Genomic DNA, 22,632 nt, shown 5'->3' with positions numbered 1-22,632 from the left:
GTGTTTCACGTGAAACACCGCCCCACCGCCGTACGCGGGCTCAGTTCGTGCCGACTCGTGCCAGCAGGTCAACGATCCGGGTCTGCACATCCGTGCTCGTCGAGCGTTCCGCGAGGAACAGGACCGTCTCCCCCGAGGCCAGGCGCGGGAGTTCGGACGGGTCGACGGCGGCGGTGTAGACGACGAGCGGGGTCCGGTTCAGCTGGCCGTTCGTCCGCAGCCAATCGATGATTCCGGCCTGGTGGCGGTGCACCTGCAGCAGGTCCATGACCACCAGGTTGGGCCGCATCTGCGCGGCCAGCGTGACGGCGTCCGCGTCGGACGCGGCCCGCGCGACCTGCATGCCACGCCGTTCCAGCGTCGCGGTGAGGGCGAGCGCGATCTCCGCGTGCTCCTCGATGAGCAGGACACGCGGCGGATGCTGCTCGGAGTCGCGCGGCGCCAGCGCCTTCAGCAGCACGGCCGGGTCGGCGCCGTACGCCGCCTCCCGTGTCGCCTGGCCGAGCCCTGCCGTCACGAGTACGGGGACCTCGGCGGCCACGGCTGCCTGGCGCAGGGACTGCAGGGCCGTGCGGGTGATGGGCCCGGTCAGCGGATCGACGAACAGGGCGGCCGGGTAGGCGGCGATCTGGGCGTCCACGTCCTCGCGGGAGTTCACGATCACAGGGCGGTAGCCGCGGTCGCTCAGTGCCTGGTGGGTCGTCGCGTCCGGCGCGGGCCACACCAGCAGCCGACGCGGGTTGTCCAGCGGCTCCGGCGGCAACTCGTCGTCCATCGGTTGCGGATGCGGCCGGTCGGGGACCTCCACCGCGCCGCCGGGCCCGTCGAGCGGCTCGGGACCTTCGTCCGCGTTCTCGTCGGGCGCCCCTATGGCGTACGACCGTCCGGCACCCTCCGTACGACCCGTCAGCCGGGACTGTCCGGCGAGGGACGGCTGCGGCGGGAGCGGAACCTGACCGGCGAGCGAGGGCTGCGCCGGCAGCGGTACCTGACCGGCGAGCGAAGGCTGGGACACCTGTGCGGCGGCCTGCTGCGGCTGGCCAGGGGGCGGCGTCTGGCCGGCGCCGACCCGGAAGCCGGTGCCGTTCGTCGGCGTGGACTGCGGGTGCGGGCGCGCGGCGGTCTCGGGACGGTCGCCGGTCGGCTGCGGCGGTGTCCCCAGCTTGCGGCGACGGCCCGAACCACCGGGCTGGTTGGGAGCGGGCGTGGCACCGGTCTGCGGCTGCGCGCCGGTCTTGGCCTGCGGCTGAGGGCCGCCCTGGCGGGAGAACGGGACGCCTTGGCCGAGCGTCCGTACGCTGATCGCCCGTCCATGGGTGGAGTGGGAGTCGAGGGGAGCGGCCGCGGGGGCCGGAGCCGGTGCCGCCGGCGTGGCCTGGGCCGGTGCCTGGACCTGAGCCTGCGCTTGTCCCTGTCCCTGTCCCTGTCCCTGTCCCTGTGCCGGGGCCATGGCTTCGGCGGGCAACGGCTGCGCGGCGCGCGGCTGTTGTACGGCCACCTCCGGCGGCAGCGGGGTGCCCGAGGAGGGGGTGGGCTGCGGGGGCAGCGGCGCCTGCGGAGCGGCTACGGGGATGCCGACGCCGGAGGTCTCGTGGCGGGCGTCGGGCCAGGACTGCGGCGGGGACGCGCCGGGAGCCGCGCCCTGAGCGGGGACGGCCTGCTGTACGCCGGGCACACCGGCGGCGGGCACGGGCTGGGCGATGCCCTGCGCCGGCTGCGCACCCGGTACACCCGTCCGGGCGGCCGCCTGCTGCGGGCCACCGGGAACCTCCTGCGGCGGGACGGTGCCCTGTGCGGCGAGGGGCTGGCCGACACCGGCCTGCCCGGGGTCGGCCTGGCCGACCGGGGCCTGACCGGTGGCCGCCTGGGCGGCGAGAGCCTGACCCACGGCCGCCTGGGCCGCGCCCCCCGGCACCCCCTGTGCGGCGACGGGCTGCCCGGCCACGACCGCAACGGGTGCGGGCTGGCCGGGGGCAGCGGCAACACCTTGGCCGGGTGCCTGCTGCGGGACGGCCTGCACGCCCTGCCCGCCCTGCACGGGGACGGGCTGCGGGGCGCCCGGGACGTTCTGGGCGTTCTGTGTGGGGACGGGCTGCGCGGCGACGGGCGGCACGCCCTGCGCGGGCACCTGCTGCGCCGGGCCTCCCTGCGGGGGAATCCCCTGCGCCGGGGCACCCTGGACCGGCACCCCTTGCGCGGGCGCCGTCATGGCCACGCCGTCAGCCTGCTGGGGAGTGGCCTGCCGTACCGCACGGCGGCGGCCGGTCGGTGTGGGGATCGGGTGCGGTTGCGGCGGGGTGTGGTCGTCGGCCGCATGGTGCGGGGTGGCGTCATGACGGCCGTCGTCGACACCACCGGCGGGAACGCCCTCGCCCTGACCCGGGCCCGAGCCCTGACCCGCGGCGGGAACCTGTCCCACACCGGGAACCTGTCCCACACCGGGAACCTGTCCCACACCGGGAACCTGTCCCACACCGGGAACCTGTCCCACACCGGGAACCTGTACCGGACCCACGCCCGAGGCCTGCCCCGCGACACCACCCGGCGCCACGGGTCCGGCCTGCGCGATCTGCTGTCCCACCCCGGCGGCAGGCACTGGCCCCCCGGCGAGGACGGCGGGCCCACCAGCGGGCGCGACTCCCCCTGCCTGCACGGGCCCACCTGCCTGCACGAGTCCCCCGGCGGGAACCGGCTGTCCACCGGCCACCGGCTGCCCCCCAGCGGCCGGGACCGCCCCGCCGCCCGCGCCCGCGCCCGGCCCACCCTCACCCTGCACGGGTGCGGTGGTGCCGGCGGGCAGCGGCAGCGGCATGGGCATCGGCGCGCCGGGCGCACCCGGCCCGGCGGGCAGCGGCACCGGACCGAGCCCGGCCGCCTGTGCGTACTCGGGTCCCCGGTCGGCCTCGGCCGGCGGCAGCGCGAAGACGGCTCGGGCGCCCGGCTCGGGCGCGGCGGCACGCTCCTCCGCACTGGCGAGAGCCCGACGTCGGCGCCCGGTGGGCTGCTGAGCGCCCCCCACCTCACCGGCATCGGCGCCGTCGCCGGCCGCGGTACCGGAAGCGGCGACGCTCACCTCGCTGCCGGGGACCGGCCCCGCGGGCAGCGCGGCGGGCAGGGCGTTCTGCGCGGCGGGCTCCCGGCGCGCGCGCCGCCCGCCGGGCGCGGGCACACCCTGCGGCGGCACCGTTCCCCCCAGTCCGTTGGCGACGGCCGCGGCTCCCGCCGCGTGCTCGGCCGCCGTGACGACCGCGCCCTCGGCGGCCACGGGCTCACCGGCGACACCCGGTCCGCGCCGCCGCCCGGACCCCTCGATGCCCTCGCCCTCGGCACCCTCAACAGACACGGCCCCCGCAGCGCCGCTGTCGGCCGCACCAGCCGTACCGATCGCGACCCCCGCGTCCTCGGCCCTGCGCCTGCGCCGCCCGGTGGGGGCGACGGCGGCCTCGGGCCCCGGGCTCTCGGGGGCGTCCTCGCTCTCCAGGAACGCGTCCACCGACGACCGCCGCGCACGCCTGCGCCCGCCGCCGACGGCGGCCTGCTCGGGCAGGGCGACCTCGGCGCCGCCCGCGGGGGCACCGGCGTGGGCCTCGGCGCCCATCACCGCGGGCAACGGGGCGGCGGGCACGGCCCCGGCGCCGCCACCCAGCGGCACCTCCAGCACATACGCGCTGCCGCTCATCCCCGGAACCTCGACCGTCTGCAGCACACCGCCGTGCGCCCGCACGATCCCCTGGACGATCGGCTGGTGCACCGGGTCTCCCCCGGCGTACGGCCCGCGCACCTCGATGCGGACCACCTCGCCGCGCTGCGCGGCCGCCACCACGACGGTGTTGTCCATGTACCCGCCGGCGGACATGGGCGTGTTGCCCGTCGCGTCCACACCGGCGACATCCGCGACGAGGTGCGCGAGCGCGGTCGCGAGCCGCACCTGGTCCACCTCGGCCTCGATGGGCGGCGCGTGCACGGCGAACTGCACCCGTCCCGGCCCGATCAGCTCCACGGCCCCGTCGACACCGGCCGCCACGACCGCGTCCAGCATCACGGCCGTACGGACGAGGCCGTCCTCGCCCGCGTCGATGCGCTGGTAGCCGAGCACGTTGTCGATGAGGGTCGTGATCCGCGAGTACCCGGCGGTCAGGTGATGCAGCACCTGGTTGGCCTCGGGCCACAGTTGCCCGGCGTCGTCGGCGGCGAGTGTGCCCAGCTCGCTGCGGAGCTGGTCCAGCGGGCCGCGCAGCGAGGTGCCCAGCACGGCGAGCAGCTGCTCGTGCCGCGCGGCCAGCGCCTCGTACCGGTCCTTCTCCCGCTCGCCGAGGGCCGCGTACCGCTCGTCACCGGCGGCGAGTTCCTCGGCGTGCTGCTCGCTCAGCTCGGCCAGTTCGGCGGCGTGCTCCTCCCGGACGCCCGCGAGTTCCTCGGCGTGCTCCTTGGCGAGCCGCTCCAGCTCCTCCGCGTGCGTCTCGGCCTCGGAGTCCTTCTCCTCGGCGAGCTTGTCGTACGGCCGCCGGTCGGTGAACGTCATCACGGCACCGACGAGCTGGTCCCCGTCACGCACCGGCGCGGTCGTCAGGTCGACCGACACCTTCTCGCCGTTCTTCGACCACAGCACCTGCCCGCGCACCCGGTGCTTGCGCCCGGACCGCAGGGTGTCCGCGAGCGGCGACTCGCCGTACGGGAAGGGGGCGCCGTCCTCGCGGGAGTGCAGCACGAGCGTGTGCAGCTCGCGTCCGCCGAGGTCACTGGCCCGGTAACCCAGTATCTGCGCGGCGGCCGGATTGACGAGGACGATCCGCCCGTCCGTGTCCGTCCCGACCACGCCCTCGGACGCGGCCCGCAGGATCATCTCGGTCTGCCGTTGCGAACGCGCGAGTTCGGCCTCGGTGTCGACGGTGCCCGAAAGATCCCGTACGACCAGCATGAGCAGCTCGTCGTTGGCGTAGCCGTAACCGTCGTACGCCTGCTGGCCGTTCTCCAGATTCGCGGATGTGACCTCGACCGGGAACTCGGTGCCGTCGGTCCGGCGGGCGGTCATCCGGGTCGGCTTGGTCCGCCCGGTCGGGTCCATGGTGTCGGGCCGCCGCATGGAGCCCGGGATGAGCCGGGAGTCGAACTCGGGGAGGAGGTCCAGCAGCCCGCGTCCGACCAACGCGGTCCCGGGGGTCTCGAAGGCCTCCAGCGCGATCGTGTTGGCGTTGACGACGGTCCCATTGGCGTTGACCAGCACCAACGCGTCGGGCAGCGCGTCCAGTATGGCTGCGAGGCGAGCAGCGCCTCGGGATGGCCTGCTGCTCACGAGACGCTTCCTCCCTGTTACCGCACCTTGCCGACCGCCGGGCCCGTGGCCATCTTGCCAACCGGCCCGCGACGTGTCACGCGAGGGAGTCTACGGGCAGAGGTTGCGCTCGCGACGCCGGATGAGAGGGAGGTCGCACACCGAACATCTGGAGATGCGGTGACTGTGCGGACGGGGAAGCCGTGACCGTGTGTTTTGCCGCGGGACCTTGTCGGCGGCACATATGTACGGGCTGTGCGCGGATGTCGAACGGGCCGCCGGCCCCGCCCACCGGGTGGCCGATTCCCTTCCCCTCCTCCCTCCTCCCGCTCCTTCTTCTCCGTGCTCTTGCGTCCCCCTTACGCGCGGAGGTCCGGCAGTACCGGCACCAGCGCGTCCCAGCGGGCGATCTCACAGCCGTTCCGACGGTCGAACGTCGCGTCCACACGACGCCCGGCCCAGGTCCCGGTGACATGGGCGGTGGCCGGCCCGCCGTACTGCATCGTGCACATGGTCCCGGACCCCACCGGCGCGAACGGATCCGTCCCCCACACGGTGCGCCGGTCGAGCCGCCCGCACGCCTCACCCGCGTCGGGGTGACTGCCGCCCTGCGGATGACACCGGAGTACGAACGTTCCGTCCGCCCTGCCGCCGGCCTCCCGCACGGTGACGGTCAACCGGTCACCGGAACCGACGGCGGAGCTCAGGGTGGGCGGAGGCAGCGGTGCCCGTGACACCGCCTCGGCGGCGTACGCGTCCGGCGCCACCGGCGCGAGCGTGCCGGCGGCGGCCGCGGCCAGCGAGGCGGCGGCGCCGAGCAACAGTCGGCCCAGGGCGGCGGGGCGGCCGAGCGGCGCGGCGGGAGGGAGCGGGCGGGCGGCGGAAGGACTCTGCGACATGACCTGACTAACGCCACGCCCGCCCCACGGTTGCGGCGCCGCCGAGCCCCGCCCCCGCCCTCCCCGCCGGGCCCGCCGCACCACTCCCGACGTGCTCTACGGCTTTGCCCTGCGGCCTCTCCGCCTAGTACCGTGGGAGGCGATTGGTGACAGCCCACCAGGCTGTGTCATCATCTGCACGCACCATTCGCGCTCGCGCGGGTGGTTGTGCTGGAGGCGTCGCCTAGTCCGGTCTATGGCGCCGCACTGCTAATGCGGTTTGGGACTTCAATCCCATCGAGGGTTCAAATCCCTCCGCCTCCGCGCCTGATCACGAAGCCCCGGTCCACGCGACCGGGGCTTCGTCGTTCCCGCCCGCGCTCCAGGACCGCCGCACAGGCTGTTTTCCCAGCTCACAAGGGGTACGGGAAACGGATTTCACATGGCGACGGCAGTCATGTAATGTTCTTCCTGTCGCCGCGAGCGGGCCGAAAGGACCAGGAACGGCAGAAAACAGAACAAGCACTCGTAGCTTAACGGATAGAGCATCTGACTACGGATCAGAAGGTTGCAGGTTCGAATCCTGCCGAGTGCACATCACCGAAGGCCCCGGAGAGATCCGGGGCCTTCGGCGTTGGTGCTGACCTGCGGGTCGTCGGCCCCGGAGGGGGTGGTCGACGGGGTGTGGGGAGGGTGCCGGGGGAGGATCCGGAGGCGGAAGAGGGCGGACTGGCGGATACGTGTGGGCGCATACTGGTCGAGATGACAAAGCCAGGTGCACCGAAGCGCTATTTGCCCACCAGTCCCTTCAAGGCCCCGGTCGCCCCGCCTCCCAAGCACTTCGCGGTGGGCGACCAGGTCACGCACGACATGTACGGCCTCGGCCGGGTGATCGGCATCGAGGACGGGATCGCCGCGCTCGTCGACTTCGGGTCGGCGCGACAGCGGATCCTCAGCCCGTACACCAAGATGAGCAAGCTGTAGTCCGAGACACAGACGGAAACGAGGGCCGGGCCCGGGTCGGGGCCAGGCTCCGAAGCGGCGGCAGGTTGCGCTCCGCAGGGGGCGCGTCCCGCCGTGCCGTTCTGCCACACCGCCGCGCCTGCCCCGCCCACGCCGGGCCGGCGCGCGATCGCCGTGTCCGACGGCGCACCTCGTCAGCCCCCGGACCGCCGGGCGGGGGCGTTGTCAGTGGTGCCCTCTAAGGTCATGAGGGATGGCACGCGTGTGGAGTTGTACCGGGTTGCGGTGGAGTGCCGACGGGCCGTTGCTGAGGTGGAGCGGCGGGCGCGCGAGTCCGTTGCCGCGGGGCAAGGCGGTGGCTTTCGGGATCGTGGCCGAGGGGCGGCGGACGTGCGTCGGGGCCAGGGGGAACCCCTGTGCGCTGCGGGCCGGGGTGTCGGGGCGCAACACCGGCGCCCGGTGTGAGGAGTGCGCGCGGCTCGATCGGGCGCATTCCGTGGCCGCCGACACGATCGCCGATGATCCGCGGCCGTATCACGTCTACCTCGCGTGGTTCGGGCCCGGCATGGTGAAGGTCGGGATCACCGCGGTCGAGCGGGGATCGGCTCGGCTGCTGGAGCAGGGCGCGGTCTCCTTCGGGTGGCTCGGGCGAGGGCCGCTGATGGCCGCGCGGCGGGCGGAGGAGATGCTGCGGGCCGCGCTCGGGGTGCCCGACCGGATTCCGTACGCCGAGAAGCGGGTCGTACGCGCCCATCTGCCGGACGCCGGGGAACGCGTCTCCGAGTTGGCCGTGCTGCACGGGCGCGCTCTGGGGCTCGCGGGGTGGCCCGAGTCGCTGGAGCCCGTGCCGTTCCGGGCGGTCGACCACGTCGGGGTGTTCGGGCTCGACGGGTTGCCGGCCGCGGACGGCGTGGTGACCGAGCTGGTCGCGGGCGGGGAAGTGGCCGGCGAGGTGCTCGCCGTCGCCGGGCCCGATCTGCATCTGGACACCGGGCGGGGCGTCGTCGTCCTCGACACGCGGCTCATGACGGGGTGGGAACTGACCGCGCCCACCGGCCAGGGGACCCGCGACGCCGTCACCGTGCCCGTACGGGAGTTGGGGAGGCGAGGGGAGGGGAGCGGCGGCGTGCAGGACGGGCTGTTCTGAGGGCGGGGCCGACCGGGCGGTAAAGAGTGTGATCCCTTTTGGATCCCGTTCGGAAAGTGCGTGGACGTCGGACGCGGCCCGGCCCGACAGTGATGCCATGGATGATCAGCGGACAGCACCTGATGACGCGGCCCACGACGCACCCGGCGACGCGCTCCACGACACCTCCGTCGTGGCGCCCGTTCCCGCGCATGAACCCCCCTACTACGCGGTCGTCTTCACCTCCACGCGGACCCGGGACCAGAGCGGGTACGCGGAGACCGCCGAGCGGATGGAGGAGCTGGTGAAGGGGGTGCCCGGGTTCCTCGGGATGGACCAGGCGTGGAGGCCCGGCGGGCCGGCGATCACCGTGGGGTACTTCCGGGATGCCGAAGCCATCGAGCAGTGGCGGACCGATGTCGAGCACCGGGCGGCACAGGAGCGGGGACGGGCCGAGTGGTACGAGAACTACACCCTGCACATCGCCAAGGTCGAGCGGAGCCACAGCTTCGTGAGAGGGGACGGCGGGGGCGGCGGGAACGACGAGGGCGAAGCATGACGGCGCTTGCGTAAAAGCCGGGTCAGGGCGGAGGCGCGGGGGCGCGTCCCCGTGGCCGTGGAGCTGTGGGTGCGCGGTGCGGCGGCCGGGAGAACGCCGTGGGAACACCGTGGGAGCGATCGGGAAAGCGCTGTTCGTCGGGGGTGATGTCCGAGAAGTCGGGGATCTTCCCAGGGGCTGCCTGAGAGGCACCTGTGCGTTTCTCAGAAAAATCACAGGTTCCGGAAAGGGCGTTCTCAGCGGGCCCCGACAAGGTGTCCAGCATGACCACGACCTCGCCCCAGGGGCGCACCGAACTGCTGAGGCCGGACGGGAGCCCCGTCCGCGTGCTTGTGGTGGACGACGAGCTGTCGATCACCGAGCTGCTGTCCATGGCCCTGCGCTACGAGGGCTGGCAGATCCGGAGTGCCGGGGACGGCTCGGGCGCTCTCCAGGCCGCCCGGGACTTCCGGCCCGACGCCGTCGTCCTCGACATGATGCTGCCCGACATGGACGGGCTGACCGTCCTCGGGCGGCTGCGGCGCGAGCTGCCCGATGTGCCGGTGCTCTTCCTGACCGCGAAGGACGCGGTCGAGGACCGGATCGCCGGGCTCACCGCCGGCGGCGACGACTACGTCACCAAGCCGTTCAGCCTCGAAGAGGTCGTGGCGAGACTGCGCGGGCTGATCCGGCGGTCCGGTGCGGCCGACCGTCGTTCCGACTCCGTGCTCGTCGTCGGTGACCTCATGCTCGACGAGGACAGCCACGAGGTGTCGCGCGGCGGGGCGAACATCCACCTCACCGCCACCGAGTTCGAGCTGCTGCGGTTCCTGATGAGGAATCCGCGGCGCGTGCTCAGCAAGGCGCAGATCCTCGACCGGGTGTGGTCGTACGACTTCGGTGGCCAGGCCAACGTGGTCGAGCTGTACATCTCCTATCTGCGGCGGAAGATCGACGCCGGGCGCGAGCCGATGATCCACACCAGGCGGGGGGCCGGTTACCTGATCAAGCCCGGGGCGTCATGAGCGGGCGACGGCGGACGCGTACGCAGCGGCAGCCGAGGCTGCGGCGAGGGCGGGGACGACAGCCACGCACGCTGCGTACGCGGCTCGTCGTCTCCGCGGTGGCGTTGATCGCGGTGGTGGCCTCGGTCATCGGGACGGTGACGACGTTCGCGCTGCGTGAGCATCTGTACGACCAGCTCGACAACTCGGTCAGCGCGGTGGTCGGGCGTGCCGCGGGCGCCGGTCCCAAGAACGCGCCGCCGAATGGCACGCAGCCCGAGCCCGACGGTGAACGGGACGTCGACAAGAAGGAGTTCGGTCCGCCGGACCTGAAGGACTTCGTCACCAAGGGGCCGCAGCAGATGATCGGCACCGTCGCGGCGAAGGTCGAGGGCGGCACCGCCGCCGAGGGCATGGTCGGCAAGGAGTCGACCGCCGACAACGGGGTCACGGGGGCGAAGGCGTACGCGCTGAACAAGGACCAGCTCGCCGAGCTGAACTCCGTCCCCAAGGACGGGGACGCCCACACCGTGACCATCACGGGACTCGGCGACTACCGCGTGATGTACCGGAGCGGCGACAACGGCGCCTACTACGTCGCCCTCCCCACCACCGACGTCGACACCACCCTCAACACCCTCATCGCCGTGGAACTGAGCGTCACCGCCGCCGGTCTCATCGCCGCAGGCATCGCCGGGTCCGTCCTCGTCGGTGTCGCCCTGCGCCCCCTGCGCAAGGTCGCCTCCACCGCGACCCGTGTCTCCGAACTGCCGCTGCACACCGGTGAAGTGACCCTCAACGAGCGCGTCCCGGTCTCCGAGACCGACCCGCACACCGAGGTCGGCCAGGTGGGTGCCGCGCTCAACCGCATGCTGGACCACATCCACGGCGCCCTGCACGCACGGCAGGAGAGCGAGACGCGCGTACGTCAGTTCGTCGCGGACGCCAGTCACGAGCTGCGGACGCCCCTCGCGTCGATCCGTGGTTACGCCGAGCTGACCCGGCGCGGCAGGGAGGAGGTCGGGCCCGACACCCGGCACGCGCTCGGGCGGATCGAGTCCGAGTCCGGGCGGATGACCATGCTGGTCGAGGATCTGCTGCTGCTCGCACGGCTCGACGCCGGTCGGCCGCTGCAGTTCGAGCAGACCGACCTCATCCCCCTCGTCGTGGACACCGTCAGCGACGCCCGTGTCGCCGGGCGCGGCCACAACTGGCGGCTCGACCTGCCGGACACGCCCGCCCTCGTGTCGGCCGACGCGGCGCGGCTGCAGCAGGTCCTCGTCAACCTGCTGGCGAACGCCCGTACGCACACGCCCCCCGGCACCACCGTCACCGCTCGCGTGCAGCGGCGTGGGCCTTGGATGTGCGTCGACGTCGAGGACGACGGACAGGGCATCCCGCAGGAGTTGCTGCCGCACGTGTTCGAGCGGTTCGCGCGGGGCGACTCGTCGCGGTCCAGGGCGTCCGGGTCGACCGGGCTCGGCCTCGCCATCGTGCAGGCCGTGGCCGACGCGCACGGCGGTGCCGTGACCGTCGACAGCGTGCCCGGCCGGACCGTGTTCACGGTGCATCTGCCGGCCCTCGGCCGGGACGTGCCGCCGCTCGACGACGCCGCGAACTGGCAGCTCGACGACGCCCGGTACGACGGCGAGCACGACGGGGAGTCCGACGGGGACGCCCTGGTGACCGGCGTGACACGCCGGGAGCCGGACTCACAGGCGCACCACAGTGTGAGCACACGGGCATAACAGAGCGGCTCGCGAATGTGGTGGGCATGCGAACCGACTCTTCTCCCGGCACCCTGCCGGCGCGGGAGCACCTCCCGGCCGGAAACGCCGGTACGCCTGTCCTGGACGTAGTGATCCCCGTCTACAACGAGGAGAAGGACCTCCAGCCGTGCGTGCTCAGACTGCGCGAGCACCTCGCGCGCACGTTCCCGTACGCGTTCCGCATCACGATCGCGGACAACGCGTCCACGGACACCACCCCGCAGGTGGCACGGCGGCTGGAGGCGGAGCTCGCCGAGGTCAGGTCCTTCCGGCTGGAGCAGAAGGGGCGCGGGCGGGCCCTGCGGACGGTGTGGTCCGCGTCCGAGGCCCCGGTCCTCGCCTACATGGACGTGGACCTGTCGACGGATCTCAACGCGCTGCTGCCGCTCGTCGCCCCGCTGATCTCCGGTCACTCGGACCTGGCCATCGGCTCCCGGCTCGCCCGCTCCTCGCGGGTGGTGCGCGGCACCAAGCGCGAGTTCATCAGCCGGGCCTACAACCTGATCCTGCGCGGCTCGCTCCAGGCCCGCTTCTCGGACGCGCAGTGCGGGTTCAAGGCGATACGCCGGGATGTCGCCCAGGTGCTGCTGCCGCTGGTCGAGGACACCGGGTGGTTCTTCGACACCGAGATGCTGGTGCTCGCGGAGCGGGCCGGGCTCAGGATCCACGAAGTGCCGGTGGACTGGGTGGACGACCCCCACTCGACCGTCCACATCGTGAGGACCGCCACCGATGATCTCAAGGGGGTGTGGAGGGTCGGGAAGGCGCTGGCCACCGGGTCCCTCGCGCTGGACCGGCTCGTCCGGCCCTTCGGGGACGATCCCCGCGACCGTGAGATCCAGGACGTACCGCGCGGCCTCGCCCGCCAGCTCCTCGGCTTCTGTGTCGTGGGCGGCCTCTCCACCCTCTTCTATCTGCTCCTCTACAGCGGCTTCCGGGCCTTCTCGGGGTCGCAGACCGCCAACGCGCTGGCCCTGCTGGTCTCGGCGGTCGCCAACACGGCCGCCAACCGGCGTCTGACCTTCGGGGTCCGGGGCCGCGGCGGTGTCATCAGGCACCAGGCGCAGGGGCTGGTGGTGTTCGGCATCGGCCTGGCGCTCACCAGCGGCTCGCTGGCCGCCCTGAACGCGGCCATCTCCGACCCCGCGCACGCCACGGAGCTGGCGATCCTGGTCGCCGCGAACCTCGCGGCGACGGTGCTGCGGTTCCTGCTCTTCCGGGCCTGGGTCTTCCCGGACCGCGGTGACGGCCCGTCCGATTCCGGATCAGCGGCGTCCGCTGCTTCCGCTTCCCCTTCTTCTTCCGCTTCCCATTCGTCCGCTTCCCCCTCGTCCGCGTCCGCTCCGGGCTCGACCGTCGTCGCCGCGCGCCGGCCCGGCGGTACGGCCTCGCACCCGTACGCGGCGTCGACCGGGGTGCGTCCGGGGCAGCCAGGCCCCTACGGCCACCAGGACCGGTTCCGCCCGTCGGCGGCGGGGCCCACAGCGACCCACGACCACCAGGCGACCCGGTTCCGCGCCGACGCGGCCGCGGACCGCGCCTGGGGAGACACGACCATGCAGATGCGGCCGGTGCGCCCGCACGATCAGGATGTGAGGAACGCACGATGACCACGCAGTTCGAGACGACGAGTCGGCCGGGGGACCCCGGCGCAGGCCGGGAGCCGTCGCCGACGGCCCCGCACGGACCGGTGGTGGTCGCGCAGGCGCCCGCCGAGCCCCCGGCCCCCGGGTCCGGTGAACCCGCGCAGCCCTTCGCCAGGCGGCTGTGGAGGGGCCGGCCGGAGGACAACCCCTGGATCCGCCCCGGTTTCCTGCTCGCGCTGCTGCTGATCGGCGGCCTCTACACCTGGAACCTCACGGCCTCCGGCTACGCCAACTCCTTCTACTCGGCGGCCGTGCAGGCGGGCAGCCAGTCCTGGAAGGCGTTCTTCTTCGGCTCGCTGGACTCCGGCAACGCCATCACCGTCGACAAGCCCCCCGCCTCGCTCTGGCCGATGGCACTGTCGGTACGGCTGTTCGGCCTGAACTCCTTCGCGATCCTGTTCCCGCAGGTCCTGATGGCCGTAGCCACCGCCGGAGTGCTGTGGGCGGCCGTACGCCGTCGCTTCGGCGCCACGGCCGGCTTCCTCACCATGGCGGTGTTCGCGCTCACGCCGGTCGCCGCGCTGATGTTCCGCTTCAACAACCCGGACGCCGCCCTCGCCCTGCTGATGGCCGCCGCGGTCTACTGCACCCAGCGAGCCATGGAGCAGGCGCGGACGAAGTGGCTGGTCTGGGCAGGCGTCGCCATCGGTCTCGCCTTCCTGGTCAAGACGCTGCAGGCCTTCCTGATCCTGCCGCCCCTGGCGATCGTGTACGTCGTGTTCGCGCCCGCCCCGCTGCGGAAGCGGATCGGCCAGGTGCTGCTCGCCGGGCTCGCGATGGTCGTCGCCGGTGGCTGGTGGGTCGCGATCGTGGAGCTGTGGCCCGCGTCCTCCCGCCCGTACATCGGCGGCTCGCAGAACAACTCCTTCCTCGAACTCACCTTCGGCTACAACGGTCTGGGCCGGCTCAACGGCGAGGAGACCGGCAGCGTCGGCGGTGGTGGCGGCGGTGGTGGCGGCAACTGGGGTGAGACCGGCTGGGACCGGATGTTCGGCTCCTCCATCGGCGGCCAGATCTCCTGGCTGATCCCGGCCGCGCTGATCCTGTTCGGCGCCGCGATCTGGGCCACCCGGAAGCTGAAGCGCACCGACACCACCCGCGCGGCCTTCCTCCTCTGGGGCGGCGCGCTGCTGATCACCATGGTGGTCTTCAGCTTCATGCAGGGAATCTTCCACGAGTACTACACCGTGGCCCTCGCCCCCTACATCGCGCCGCTGACCGGCATGGGCGCGGCACTGCTCTGGGGCCGGCGGGCGGAACTCTGGGCGTCGCTCACGATGGCGGCGGCCATGACGGCCACCGCGGCCTGGGGTTACGTCCTGCTCGACCGCTCCTCCGACTACCTGCCCTGGCTCAAGTGGGTCGTGCTCGTCGGCGGTCTGGCCGCCGCGCTCGGCCTGGTCTTCGCGGCCAGGCTCGGCCGGCAGCTGGCGCTGGCGGTCGTGGGTCTGAGCTTCGTCACCGCGGTGGCGGGGCCGACGGCGTACACGCTCACCACGCTGGGCGAGGGCCACACCGGCTCGATCGTCACGGCCGGGCCGGCCGTCCAGGGCGGCCGGGGCGGCCCCGGCGGCATGGGCGGCGGTCCTGGCGGAGGTATGGGCGGCGGCATGCCGGGCCAGAACAACCAGCAGGGCAACCAGAACCAGCAGGGCGGCCAGAACCAGCAGGGCCAGGGCCAACAAGGCGGCCAGGACGGCAACGGTCAGATGGGCCAGCCCCCGACCGGCGGCGTCGGCGGCGGCCAGAACAACCAGCAGGGTCAGGGCAACGGCCAGCAGCAGGGCCAGGGCAACGGCCGGACCCAGAACGGCGACGGCGGCCGTACGGGCGGTGGCGGTGGCGGTATGGGCGGCCTGCTCAACGGCGCCTCCGTCAGCGACGAGGCCAAGGAGCTGCTGGAGAAGAACGTGGGTGACTACACCTGGGCCGCCGCGGCCATCGGCGCCCAGAACGCGGCGAGTTACCAGCTCTCCACAGGAGACCCGGTCATGGCGATCGGCGGCTTCAACGGCACCGACCCGTCCCCGACCCTCGCGGAGTTCAAGAAGTACGTGGAGGACGGCAGGATCCACTACTTCATCGCCGGCGGCTCCGGCGGCGGTATGGGCGGCGGCAGCGACGGCACCTCCTCTCAGATCAGCTCCTGGGTCCAGGAGAACTTCGAGGCGGTGACGGTCGACGGCACGACGTTCTACGACCTGACGCGGGCGAAGTGACCGTCCGGAAGGTCGGCGTGAGGAGAGAGGCGACGTGAGCGAGGGCGGTGGCCCGGGGGTGCGGATGAACTCCCGGGCCACCGCCCTTCCGTACGCCGCCGGTCGCGTGTCGGCGTCGTACGGGAAACCGCGCGTTGTACGCCGTATAGGAACTGCTCTACGGTGTATGGCATGGCAACCGACGCCCCCGCCCCCACCTCCGCCCCCACGGCCTCCGAAGCCCGGGGCCATCCCCGGCGCTGGCTGATCCTCGGTGTCATCTGTCTCGCTCAGCTCACCGTGCTGCTGGACAACACCGTGCTGAACGTGGCGATCCCCTCCCTCACCGAGGAGCTGGACGCGGCCACCTCGGACATCCAGTGGATGATCAACGCGTACTCGCTGGTGCAGTCGGGACTGCTGCTCACCGCGGGCAGTGCGGCCGACCGCTACGGCCGTAAGAAGATGCTGGTCACCGGGCTGGTGCTGTTCGGCATCGGGTCGCTGGCTGCCGGACTCGCCCAGTCCGCCGGGCAGTTGATCGCCGCGCGGGCCGGGATGGGCGTCGGCGGCGCGCTGCTGCTCACCACGACCCTCGCCGTCGCGATGCAGATCTTCGCCCCGGAGGAGCAGCCCCGGGCGATCGGCGTCTGGGCCGCGGTCAACGCACTCGGCTTCGCCGCCGGGCCCCTCCTGGGCGGCTCGGTGCTCGCCCACTTCTGGTGGGGCGCCATCTTCCTGATCAACCTGCCGGTCGTCGCGCTGGGTGTCGGGGCCGTGATCGCCCTGGTCCCGGAGTCGAGGAACCCGCTGGGGGACCGTCCGGACGTCCTGGGCGCCGTACTGTCGACGGTCGGGACGACCGCTCTCGTCTACGCGATCATCTCGGGTCCCGAGCACGGCTGGACGTCGGCCCTCGTGCTCACCACGGCCGCCGTCGCCGTCCTCGTCCTCGCGGCCTTCGCGTACTGGGAGAGCCGAGTCCCGTACCCCATGCTCGATCCGCACTTCTTCCGCGACCGACGCTTCACGGGTGCCGTCGCCGGGGCGGTCCTGATCACGTTCGGCATGGGCGGCGCGCTCTTCCTCCTCACCCAGCACCTGCAGTTCGTGCTCGGCTACGACGCGTGGGAGGCGGGGCTGCGCACCGCGCCCCTCGCCCTGGTCGTGGTCGCGCTGAACTTCTCCGGACTGTCCGCGAAGTGGACGGCGAAGCTCGGCACGCCGGTGTCGATCCTGCTCGGCATGGTGCTGATGTCCGGCGGACTGGTCTCCATCGCGACGACGGCGTCCGGCGGTTACGCCGGGACTCTGCTCGGGCTGCTGCTGATCGGGGCGGGCTGCGCCGTCGCCAACCCCGCGATGGCGCACGCGATCATGAGCGCGATCCCGCCGGCCAAGGCGGGAGTCGGGGCCGGGATCAACGGCACGCTCGCGGAGTTCGGTACGGGGCTGGGGGTGGCGGTGCTGGGGGCGGTGCTCAACTCCCGGTTCGCGGCGCTCGTCCCGGTGGCGGCGGTGTCACTGCCGACGGCGCTGGGAGCGGCGGACACGGCGGCGGAGCGGGCCCGGGTGATGTCCGCGTTCTCCTCCGGGCTGGAGACGAGTCTGCTGGTGGGCGCGGTGGCCGTGCTGCTCGGGGGGCTGGTGGCGGCGGGATTGCTGCGCCGGGCGGAGAAGGGGGAGGCGGGGGAGGAGGGGCCGGTGGGCGCCTCGTAGGGCCCCCGGGGCGCCGCCCGCCTAGCATCGTCGTCGGTGGGCAAGTGAAAGCCACGTCTCGAAGGGTGCTTCATGGTGAGGGCGGACGGTCGGGCCGAGGGTTCCGCGCGGGCCAGTGTCTGGCTGGAGGGTAGGGCGAGGGCCCGCCGGGGCGGGCAGCCGTCGGGGCTGGACCGTCAACGGATCACCGCGGCGTCCGTACGGCTGCTGGACGCGGAGGGGCTGGGCGGGTTCTCGATGCGCAGGCTGGCCGCCGAGCTGAACGTGACGGCCATGTCGGTCTACTGGTACGTGGACACCAAGGACGATCTGCTCGAACTGGCGCTGGACCAGGCGTTCGGCGAGATGCGACTGCCCCCGGAGGACTCCGACGAGGACTGGCGGGGCCAACTGCGCACGCTGGCCGGGGAGTACCGGGCGGTCCTGGTCCGCCACCCCTGGGCGTCACCCCTCGCCGGCACCTTCCTCAACATCGGCCCGCGCGCACTCGACTTCTCGCTCGCCGTGCAGCGCGTGATCAGCCGTACCGGGCTGCCCCACCGCGGCCAGGCCGGCGCCATCGCCGCGGTCTTCCAGTTCGTCTACGGCTTCGGCACCATCGAGGGCCACTTCGTGCAGCGCTGCGCCGCCGCCGGGCTGACCCAGGAGGAGTACTTCCGCCAGGCCATGAGCGCGGTGTCCGACTCCCCCTCCCCGCACGAGGTCATCCGGCACTCCGCGGACCTCATGGAGGCCCGCGGCGGCGACACCGTCGAGGAGATGCGCGAACGGGACTTCGGCTACGCGCTGGAGACCCTCGTCGCCGGCATCGAGGTGATGGCCGAACGGGGCTGACCGTGCCCCCGGACTACCCGGACGGCCCCGACTACCGGACGGCCCCGACTACCGGACGGCCCCGACTACCCCTCCAACCCGGACTGTTCCTACTGTCCGGACTCCCCGGCCACCAGCCGCGCCGGGAAGCCTCCGGTGGCCACCGGCCCCCACTTCACCGGGGTGACCCGGATGATCGACTTGCCCTGCTTGACCATCGCCTCCCGGTACTCGTCCCAGTCGGGGTGCTCGCCCGAGATGTTGCGGAAGTACTCCACCAGGGGCTCGACCGAGTCCGGCGAGTCCAGGACCTCCGCCGTGCCGTCGATCTGGACCCAGGGGCCGTCCCAGTCGTCGCTCAGCACGACGACGCTCACGCGCTCGTCCCGCTTGGCGTTGCGCGTCTTGGCCCGCTCGGGGTACGTGGAGACCACGATCCGGCCCGAGTCGTCGACGCCACAGGTCAGCGGGGAGGCCTGAGGGCTGCCGTCGGCCCGCCGGGTGAGCAGGAGCGCCCGGTGCCGGGGGCGGACGAAGTCGAGCAGTTCTTCGCGGGAGACCGAGGTGTTGGTCGCGATGTTCCTTGCCATGGCGCCCAGCGTAGGCCGCACCCGCCTCACGAGCCTGTCCCTGGCGTGCGTACCCACGCGCCCGGCCCAGCACCCGCGCCCCTCATCCCCGCGGACGCGTCTCGCCCTGTACGGCCTGGATGTCCAGCTCGACCTTGAGCGTCGTACCGATCGCCGCGATCCCCGCCTGGACCACCTGGTTGTAGTTCATGGCGAAGTCCGCGCGGCGGAGTTCGGTGGTGGCGCGGAAGGCGGCGCGGGTGCCGCCCCACGGGTCCGCGCCCGTGCCCAGGTACGCCAGGTCCAGGTCCACCGGCCGCAGGACCCCGCGCATGCCCAGCTCCCCGTGGACCGTCCAGCGGTCCGGGCCGGCCGGGGCCAGTCCCGTCGAGACGTAGGTGATCTCGGGGTGCCGTTCGGCGTCCAGGAAGTCCGGCGAGCGCAGATGCTGGTCCCGCGTCGCGTTGCCGGTGTCGATCGAGGCGGCCCGGATCACGGCTTCCACCCGGGACTTGGTGCCCTCGTCCGGTGCCGGGGCGACCTCGATCGAGGCCGAGAAGTCGGTGAAGCGGCCGTGGACGCTGGAGATGCCGAGATGCCGGGCCAGGGCGGCGACGGAGGAGTGGGCGGGGTCGACGCTCCAGGGGCCGGGCGGCGGCAGTTCCGCGCCGCCGAGCCGGGCGAGGGTGACCGTGCCGACCTCCGCGCGGCCGCTCGCGGTCACCAGGGCGCCGGCGGCGAAGGGGCTGTAGCCGACCGCCGTGACGATCACCGTGTACGCGCCGGGCGCGAGGGCCGTCGGGTCGTGCACGCGCCCTTCGGCGTCCGCCCCGGCCCGCAGCACCTGCGTGCCGGTCATGTCGGTCACCGTGACGACCGCGTGCGACACGGCCCATCCGTCCCGGGTGCGGATCCTCGCGGTCAGTCCGGTCAGTCCGGTCGGTCCCATGTCCGTCCCACTCCTCAGCAATGCGGCCGGCCGGTGGAGCGGGGGTGGCTCCACCGGCCGGTGGTCCAACTTCTCGAACTACTCGCCGGGGTGGGCGAGTTCGATGTCGTGGCCGTCGACGCCGGGTCCGGCGACCGTCAGGGCCGTGGCCACGGGCGGGTAGCCGGTCGCGATGACCGTGTACTCGCCGCTGTCCAGATCGGTGAAGGCGTACGTCCCGTCCGTGCCGGTGGTGGCCGTGCCGGCCACGTTGCCGGCCGCGTCGACGAGGGTCACGCGGGCGTCGGCCAGCGCTCCGCCCGCCGCCCGGACGACCCCCTGGAGCCGGGCCCCGGTCTCCAGGTCGATCTCGATCCGGGTGACCCCGGTGCCGCCGACCTCGACGGGCAGGGCGCGCGGCCGGAACCCGGGGGCGTTCACCGCGACGGTCACCCCGCCCGGCACCAGCTCGCCGAATCCGAACTCGCCCTGCTCATTGGTGACTCCGCCGGCCAGCACATCGCCGCGCACATCGGTCACCACGACCATGGCGTCCTGGACGGCCGCCCCGGCCCCGGCGGCCCGCACCACACCGCTCAGCCCGCTCGTGCCGCTCAGCAGGATGTCGTACGCGACCGGCTCGCCGCCCACGACCACCGTGGACGCCTGCGGCTGGAAGCCGTCGGCGGCCGCGATCAGGACGTACGACCCGGGGGCGGGCGCGTCCACCGCGTAGGTACCGTCGGCTCCCGCGACCGAACGGCCGAGCTGCCGTCCGCCGAGCGAGATCAGGGTGACGGCGGCCCGCGGCACGGGCGCGCCCTCGGCCCCGCGGACGTGACCCCGTACGGGAGTTCCGCCGGCGCCCGACCCCAGGGCCGGGGCGGTGACCGCCGCCTGGGGCTCGGAGATCGCGGCGGACTCGGCGGACTCGGTGGACACCGCGGCCGGCGTCTCCGCCGGGAGTGCCTCGGTCGTCTGAGCCATCTGGGTCGTCTGGGTCGTCTGGGCCGCTTGGGCGAGTGCCCCGGTGGTCCGCAGCGGGACCTCCTTGATGAAGAGGGAGAAGACCAGCGCGAGGACGGCGAAGGGGGCCGCGTAGAGGAAGACGTCTCCGATGCCCTGGCCGTAGGCGCTCTCGATGACCGTGCGGATCGGCGTGGGCAGTGCGTCCAGGTCGGGGATCTCGCCGTGGCCCGTGGCGGAACCGGACACACCCAGCTTGGCGAGGCCCTCCTCGGCGTAGTGCGAGATCCGGTGGCTCAGCACCGCGCCCAGCGCCGAGACGCCGATCGCGCCGCCGAGGGAGCGGAAGAAGGTGACGACCGAGCTGGCGGCACCGAGGTCGCCGGGGGCCACCTGGTTCTGGGTGCACAGCACCAGGTTCTGCATCATCATGCCGACGCCGAGCCCGAGCAGCGCCATGAAGATCGCCACGTGCCAGTACTCCGTGTCGTACCGGAGCGTGCCCAGCAGGGCGAGGCCCGAGGTCACCAGCACGCCGCCGGCGAGCAGCCAGGCCTTCCAGCGGCCCGTGCGGGTGATGACCTGGCCGGAGACGGTCGAGGAGACGAACAGGCCGGCGATCATCGGGATCGTCATGACACCGGACATGGTCGGCGACTTGTCGCGGGCCAGCTGGAAGTACTGGCTGAAGAAGATCGTGCCCGCGAACATCGCGACACCGACGAAGAGCGAGGCCAGTGACGCCAGTGCGATCGTCCGGTTGCGGAACAGCCGCAACGGCATGATCGGCTCGCTCGCCTTCGACTCGACCAGCAGGAACAGCCCGAGCAGCAGGGCCGTGCCGCCGACCATCGCGTACGTCTGCCACGACACCCAGTCGTACTTGTCACCGGCGAACGTGACCCAGATGAGCAGCAGGCAGACCGCGCCGGTGATGAGGAACGCGCCGGCCCAGTCGACCTTCACCTTGCGCCGGACGACCGGCAGGTGCAGGGTCCGCTGGAGCACGATCAGCGCGATGACGGCGAAGGGCACACCGACGTAGAAGCACCAGCGCCAGCCGAGCCAGCTGGTGTCGGTGATGACACCGCCGACCAGCGGGCCGCCGACCATGGCGGTCGCGAAGGTGGCGCCGAGGTAGCCGTTGTACCGGCCGCGTTCGCGCGGGGAGATCATCGCCGCGAGGATGATCTGGGCCAGGGCGGAGAGCCCGCCCATGCCGACGCCCTGGACCGCGCGGAAGGTGATGAGCATCCCGGCGTTCTGCGACAGACCGGCGGCGGCCGACCCGAGCACGAAGATCACGAGCGCGAGCTGGATCAGCAGCTTCTTGGAGAACAGGTCGGCGAGCTTGCCCCACAGCGGGGTGGAGGCGGTCATCGCGAGGAGCGACGCGGTCACGACCCAGGTGTAGGCGCTCTGTCCGCCGCCGAGGTCCTTGATGATGTCCGGCAGCGCGTTCGACACGATCGTCGACGACAGGATCGCCACGAACATGCCGAGCAGCAGTCCGGTCAGCGCTTCCATGATCTGCCGGTGCGTCATCGGGGCGTGGTCGCCACCGCTGTGGGGAGCACCCTTGGCGGTGCCTCCTCCGTGCTTGGCGTGAGCCCGCACACCGGCTGGTGTGGTCGTTGCCATGGGGCTTCCTTTTCCTACGGGTCTTTGCGGGTGTACGGGTCGGGGTGGACGCCGCTGTACGGGCGTACGCATCGTGGGGCCGCGGTGTGGGGCCGCCGGGCGGGGTCGCGCGTCGTCGCGTCGGCCGCTAGGCGGGGGTACGGGCCGTGGTGGCGTCGAAGCTCTCGCGCAGCCGGGCCAGCAGCCGGGCGAGCTGGGCGATCTCGTCGTCGGGCCAGTCGCTGAGCCGGTCGGCCATCAGCCGGCTGCTGCGCCGGTCCAGCTCCGCGACCACGGCCCGGCCCTCGGGGGTCAGGCGCAGGATGCGTGAGCGTTTGTCCACCGGGTCGGGGAGGCGTTCGATCCAGCCCCGCTCGGCGACGTGGGCGACATGACGGCTGGTCACCGACATGTCCACCGAGAGCAGCTCGGCGAGCCTGCTCATCCGCATCTCGCCGTGCCGGCCGAGCAGGGTCAGGACTCCCGCCGATCCGCCGGGGCATTCGTGCGGCAGCATCCTGGTGAGCTCCCGCTTCACGGCCCCGATGGCACTGAGCTGACGGACCAGCTCCTCGTAGTGCGCCTGCCCGGCCATGGAGTCCCTCCCGTGTTTGTTGCTTAGG

General features: G+C 72.8%; 15 protein-coding genes and 2 tRNA genes. 11 read left to right on the top strand and 6 right to left on the bottom strand.

The window, feature by feature from the left end:
- Nucleotides 1-40: 40 nt before the first annotated feature.
- Together ACFU5F_RS23380 and ACFU5F_RS23375 are read right to left on the bottom strand one after the other, a co-directional pair.
- Entirely contained in the window at nt 41-5,293 is a 5,253-nt protein-coding gene (locus ACFU5F_RS23380; protein ID WP_383890456.1) for a PAS domain-containing protein, read from the bottom strand.
- Nucleotides 5,294-5,631: 338 nt separating this feature from the next.
- Complete coding sequence (locus tag ACFU5F_RS23375; protein ID WP_383890453.1) at nt 5,632-6,171, bottom strand: SSI family serine proteinase inhibitor; 540 nt, start codon at nt 6,169-6,171, stop codon at nt 5,632-5,634.
- A 212-nt stretch (nt 6,172-6,383) separates the two neighbouring features.
- Here ACFU5F_RS23375 and ACFU5F_RS23370 point away from each other — a divergent pair.
- The 11 genes from ACFU5F_RS23370 to ACFU5F_RS23320 all read left to right on the top strand — a co-directional run bounded on the left by ACFU5F_RS23370 (nt 6,384) and on the right by ACFU5F_RS23320 (nt 17,947).
- Nucleotides 6,384-6,474: transfer RNA gene (locus tag ACFU5F_RS23370), tRNA-Ser, on the top strand.
- A 198-nt stretch (nt 6,475-6,672) separates the two neighbouring features.
- Nucleotides 6,673-6,745, top strand: a tRNA-Arg gene (locus ACFU5F_RS23365).
- Nucleotides 6,746-6,912: 167 nt separating this feature from the next.
- A complete protein-coding gene (locus ACFU5F_RS23360; RefSeq protein WP_013002359.1) occupies nt 6,913-7,134 on the top strand; it encodes a hypothetical protein in 222 nt (73 codons plus the stop codon).
- A 232-nt stretch (nt 7,135-7,366) separates the two neighbouring features.
- Nucleotides 7,367-8,260 (top strand): DUF2797 domain-containing protein, encoded by an 894-nt coding sequence (locus ACFU5F_RS23355; RefSeq protein ID WP_383890451.1) that lies wholly within the window; start codon nt 7,367-7,369, stop codon nt 8,258-8,260.
- 97 nt (nt 8,261-8,357) lie between these two features.
- Nucleotides 8,358-8,798: an antibiotic biosynthesis monooxygenase family protein gene (locus ACFU5F_RS23350; protein WP_383890448.1), complete on the top strand. Its 441-nt coding sequence runs from the start codon at nt 8,358-8,360 to the stop codon at nt 8,796-8,798.
- 263 nt (nt 8,799-9,061) lie between these two features.
- Nucleotides 9,062-9,802, top strand: coding sequence for a response regulator transcription factor (locus ACFU5F_RS23345; RefSeq protein WP_383890445.1), 741 nt, complete (start codon nt 9,062-9,064; stop codon nt 9,800-9,802).
- Nucleotides 9,799-11,529: a sensor histidine kinase gene (locus ACFU5F_RS23340; RefSeq protein WP_383890442.1), complete on the top strand. Its 1,731-nt coding sequence runs from the start codon at nt 9,799-9,801 to the stop codon at nt 11,527-11,529. Before ACFU5F_RS23345 ends, ACFU5F_RS23340 begins: the two co-directional genes overlap by 4 nt.
- 26 nt (nt 11,530-11,555) lie before the next feature.
- A complete protein-coding gene (locus tag ACFU5F_RS23335; RefSeq protein WP_383890439.1) occupies nt 11,556-13,160 on the top strand; it encodes a glycosyltransferase in 1,605 nt (534 codons plus the stop codon).
- The gene (locus tag ACFU5F_RS23330; protein WP_383890436.1) at nt 13,157-15,415 is read left to right on the top strand and encodes an ArnT family glycosyltransferase; all 2,259 of its coding nucleotides are present in this window, start codon (nt 13,157-13,159) and stop codon (nt 15,413-15,415) included. The genes ACFU5F_RS23335 and ACFU5F_RS23330 overlap by 4 nt, the downstream gene beginning before the upstream one ends.
- 171 nt (nt 15,416-15,586) lie before the next feature.
- Nucleotides 15,587-17,113, top strand: coding sequence for an MFS transporter (locus ACFU5F_RS23325; protein WP_383890434.1), 1,527 nt, complete (start codon nt 15,587-15,589; stop codon nt 17,111-17,113).
- A gap of 72 nt (nt 17,114-17,185) precedes the next feature.
- On the top strand, nt 17,186-17,947 hold the full coding sequence (locus ACFU5F_RS23320) for a TetR/AcrR family transcriptional regulator (protein ID WP_383890431.1): 762 nt from the start codon (nt 17,186-17,188) through the stop codon (nt 17,945-17,947).
- Nucleotides 17,948-18,036: 89 nt separating this feature from the next.
- On the opposite strand, the gene ACFU5F_RS23315 is transcribed toward ACFU5F_RS23320, so the two are convergent.
- The 4 genes from ACFU5F_RS23315 to ACFU5F_RS23300 form a co-directional block, all read right to left on the bottom strand.
- Entirely contained in the window at nt 18,037-18,516 is a 480-nt protein-coding gene (locus ACFU5F_RS23315; RefSeq protein WP_383890429.1) for a PPOX class F420-dependent oxidoreductase, read from the bottom strand.
- Between the two features lie 82 nt (nt 18,517-18,598).
- A complete protein-coding gene (locus ACFU5F_RS23310) occupies nt 18,599-19,444 on the bottom strand; it encodes a YceI family protein (RefSeq protein WP_383890427.1) in 846 nt (281 codons plus the stop codon).
- A gap of 78 nt (nt 19,445-19,522) precedes the next feature.
- A complete protein-coding gene (locus tag ACFU5F_RS23305; protein WP_383890424.1) occupies nt 19,523-22,030 on the bottom strand; it encodes an MFS transporter in 2,508 nt (835 codons plus the stop codon).
- Nucleotides 22,031-22,157: 127 nt separating this feature from the next.
- Nucleotides 22,158-22,604: a MarR family winged helix-turn-helix transcriptional regulator gene (locus ACFU5F_RS23300; RefSeq protein ID WP_383890422.1), complete on the bottom strand. Its 447-nt coding sequence runs from the start codon at nt 22,602-22,604 to the stop codon at nt 22,158-22,160.
- Nucleotides 22,605-22,632 lie beyond the last annotated feature (28 nt).

This window comes from Streptomyces sp. NPDC057438, from assembly GCF_042802995.1.
Classification (GTDB): Bacteria; Actinomycetota; Actinomycetes; order Streptomycetales; family Streptomycetaceae; genus Streptomyces.
This window is presented reverse-complemented; position numbering and strand designations above follow the sequence as displayed.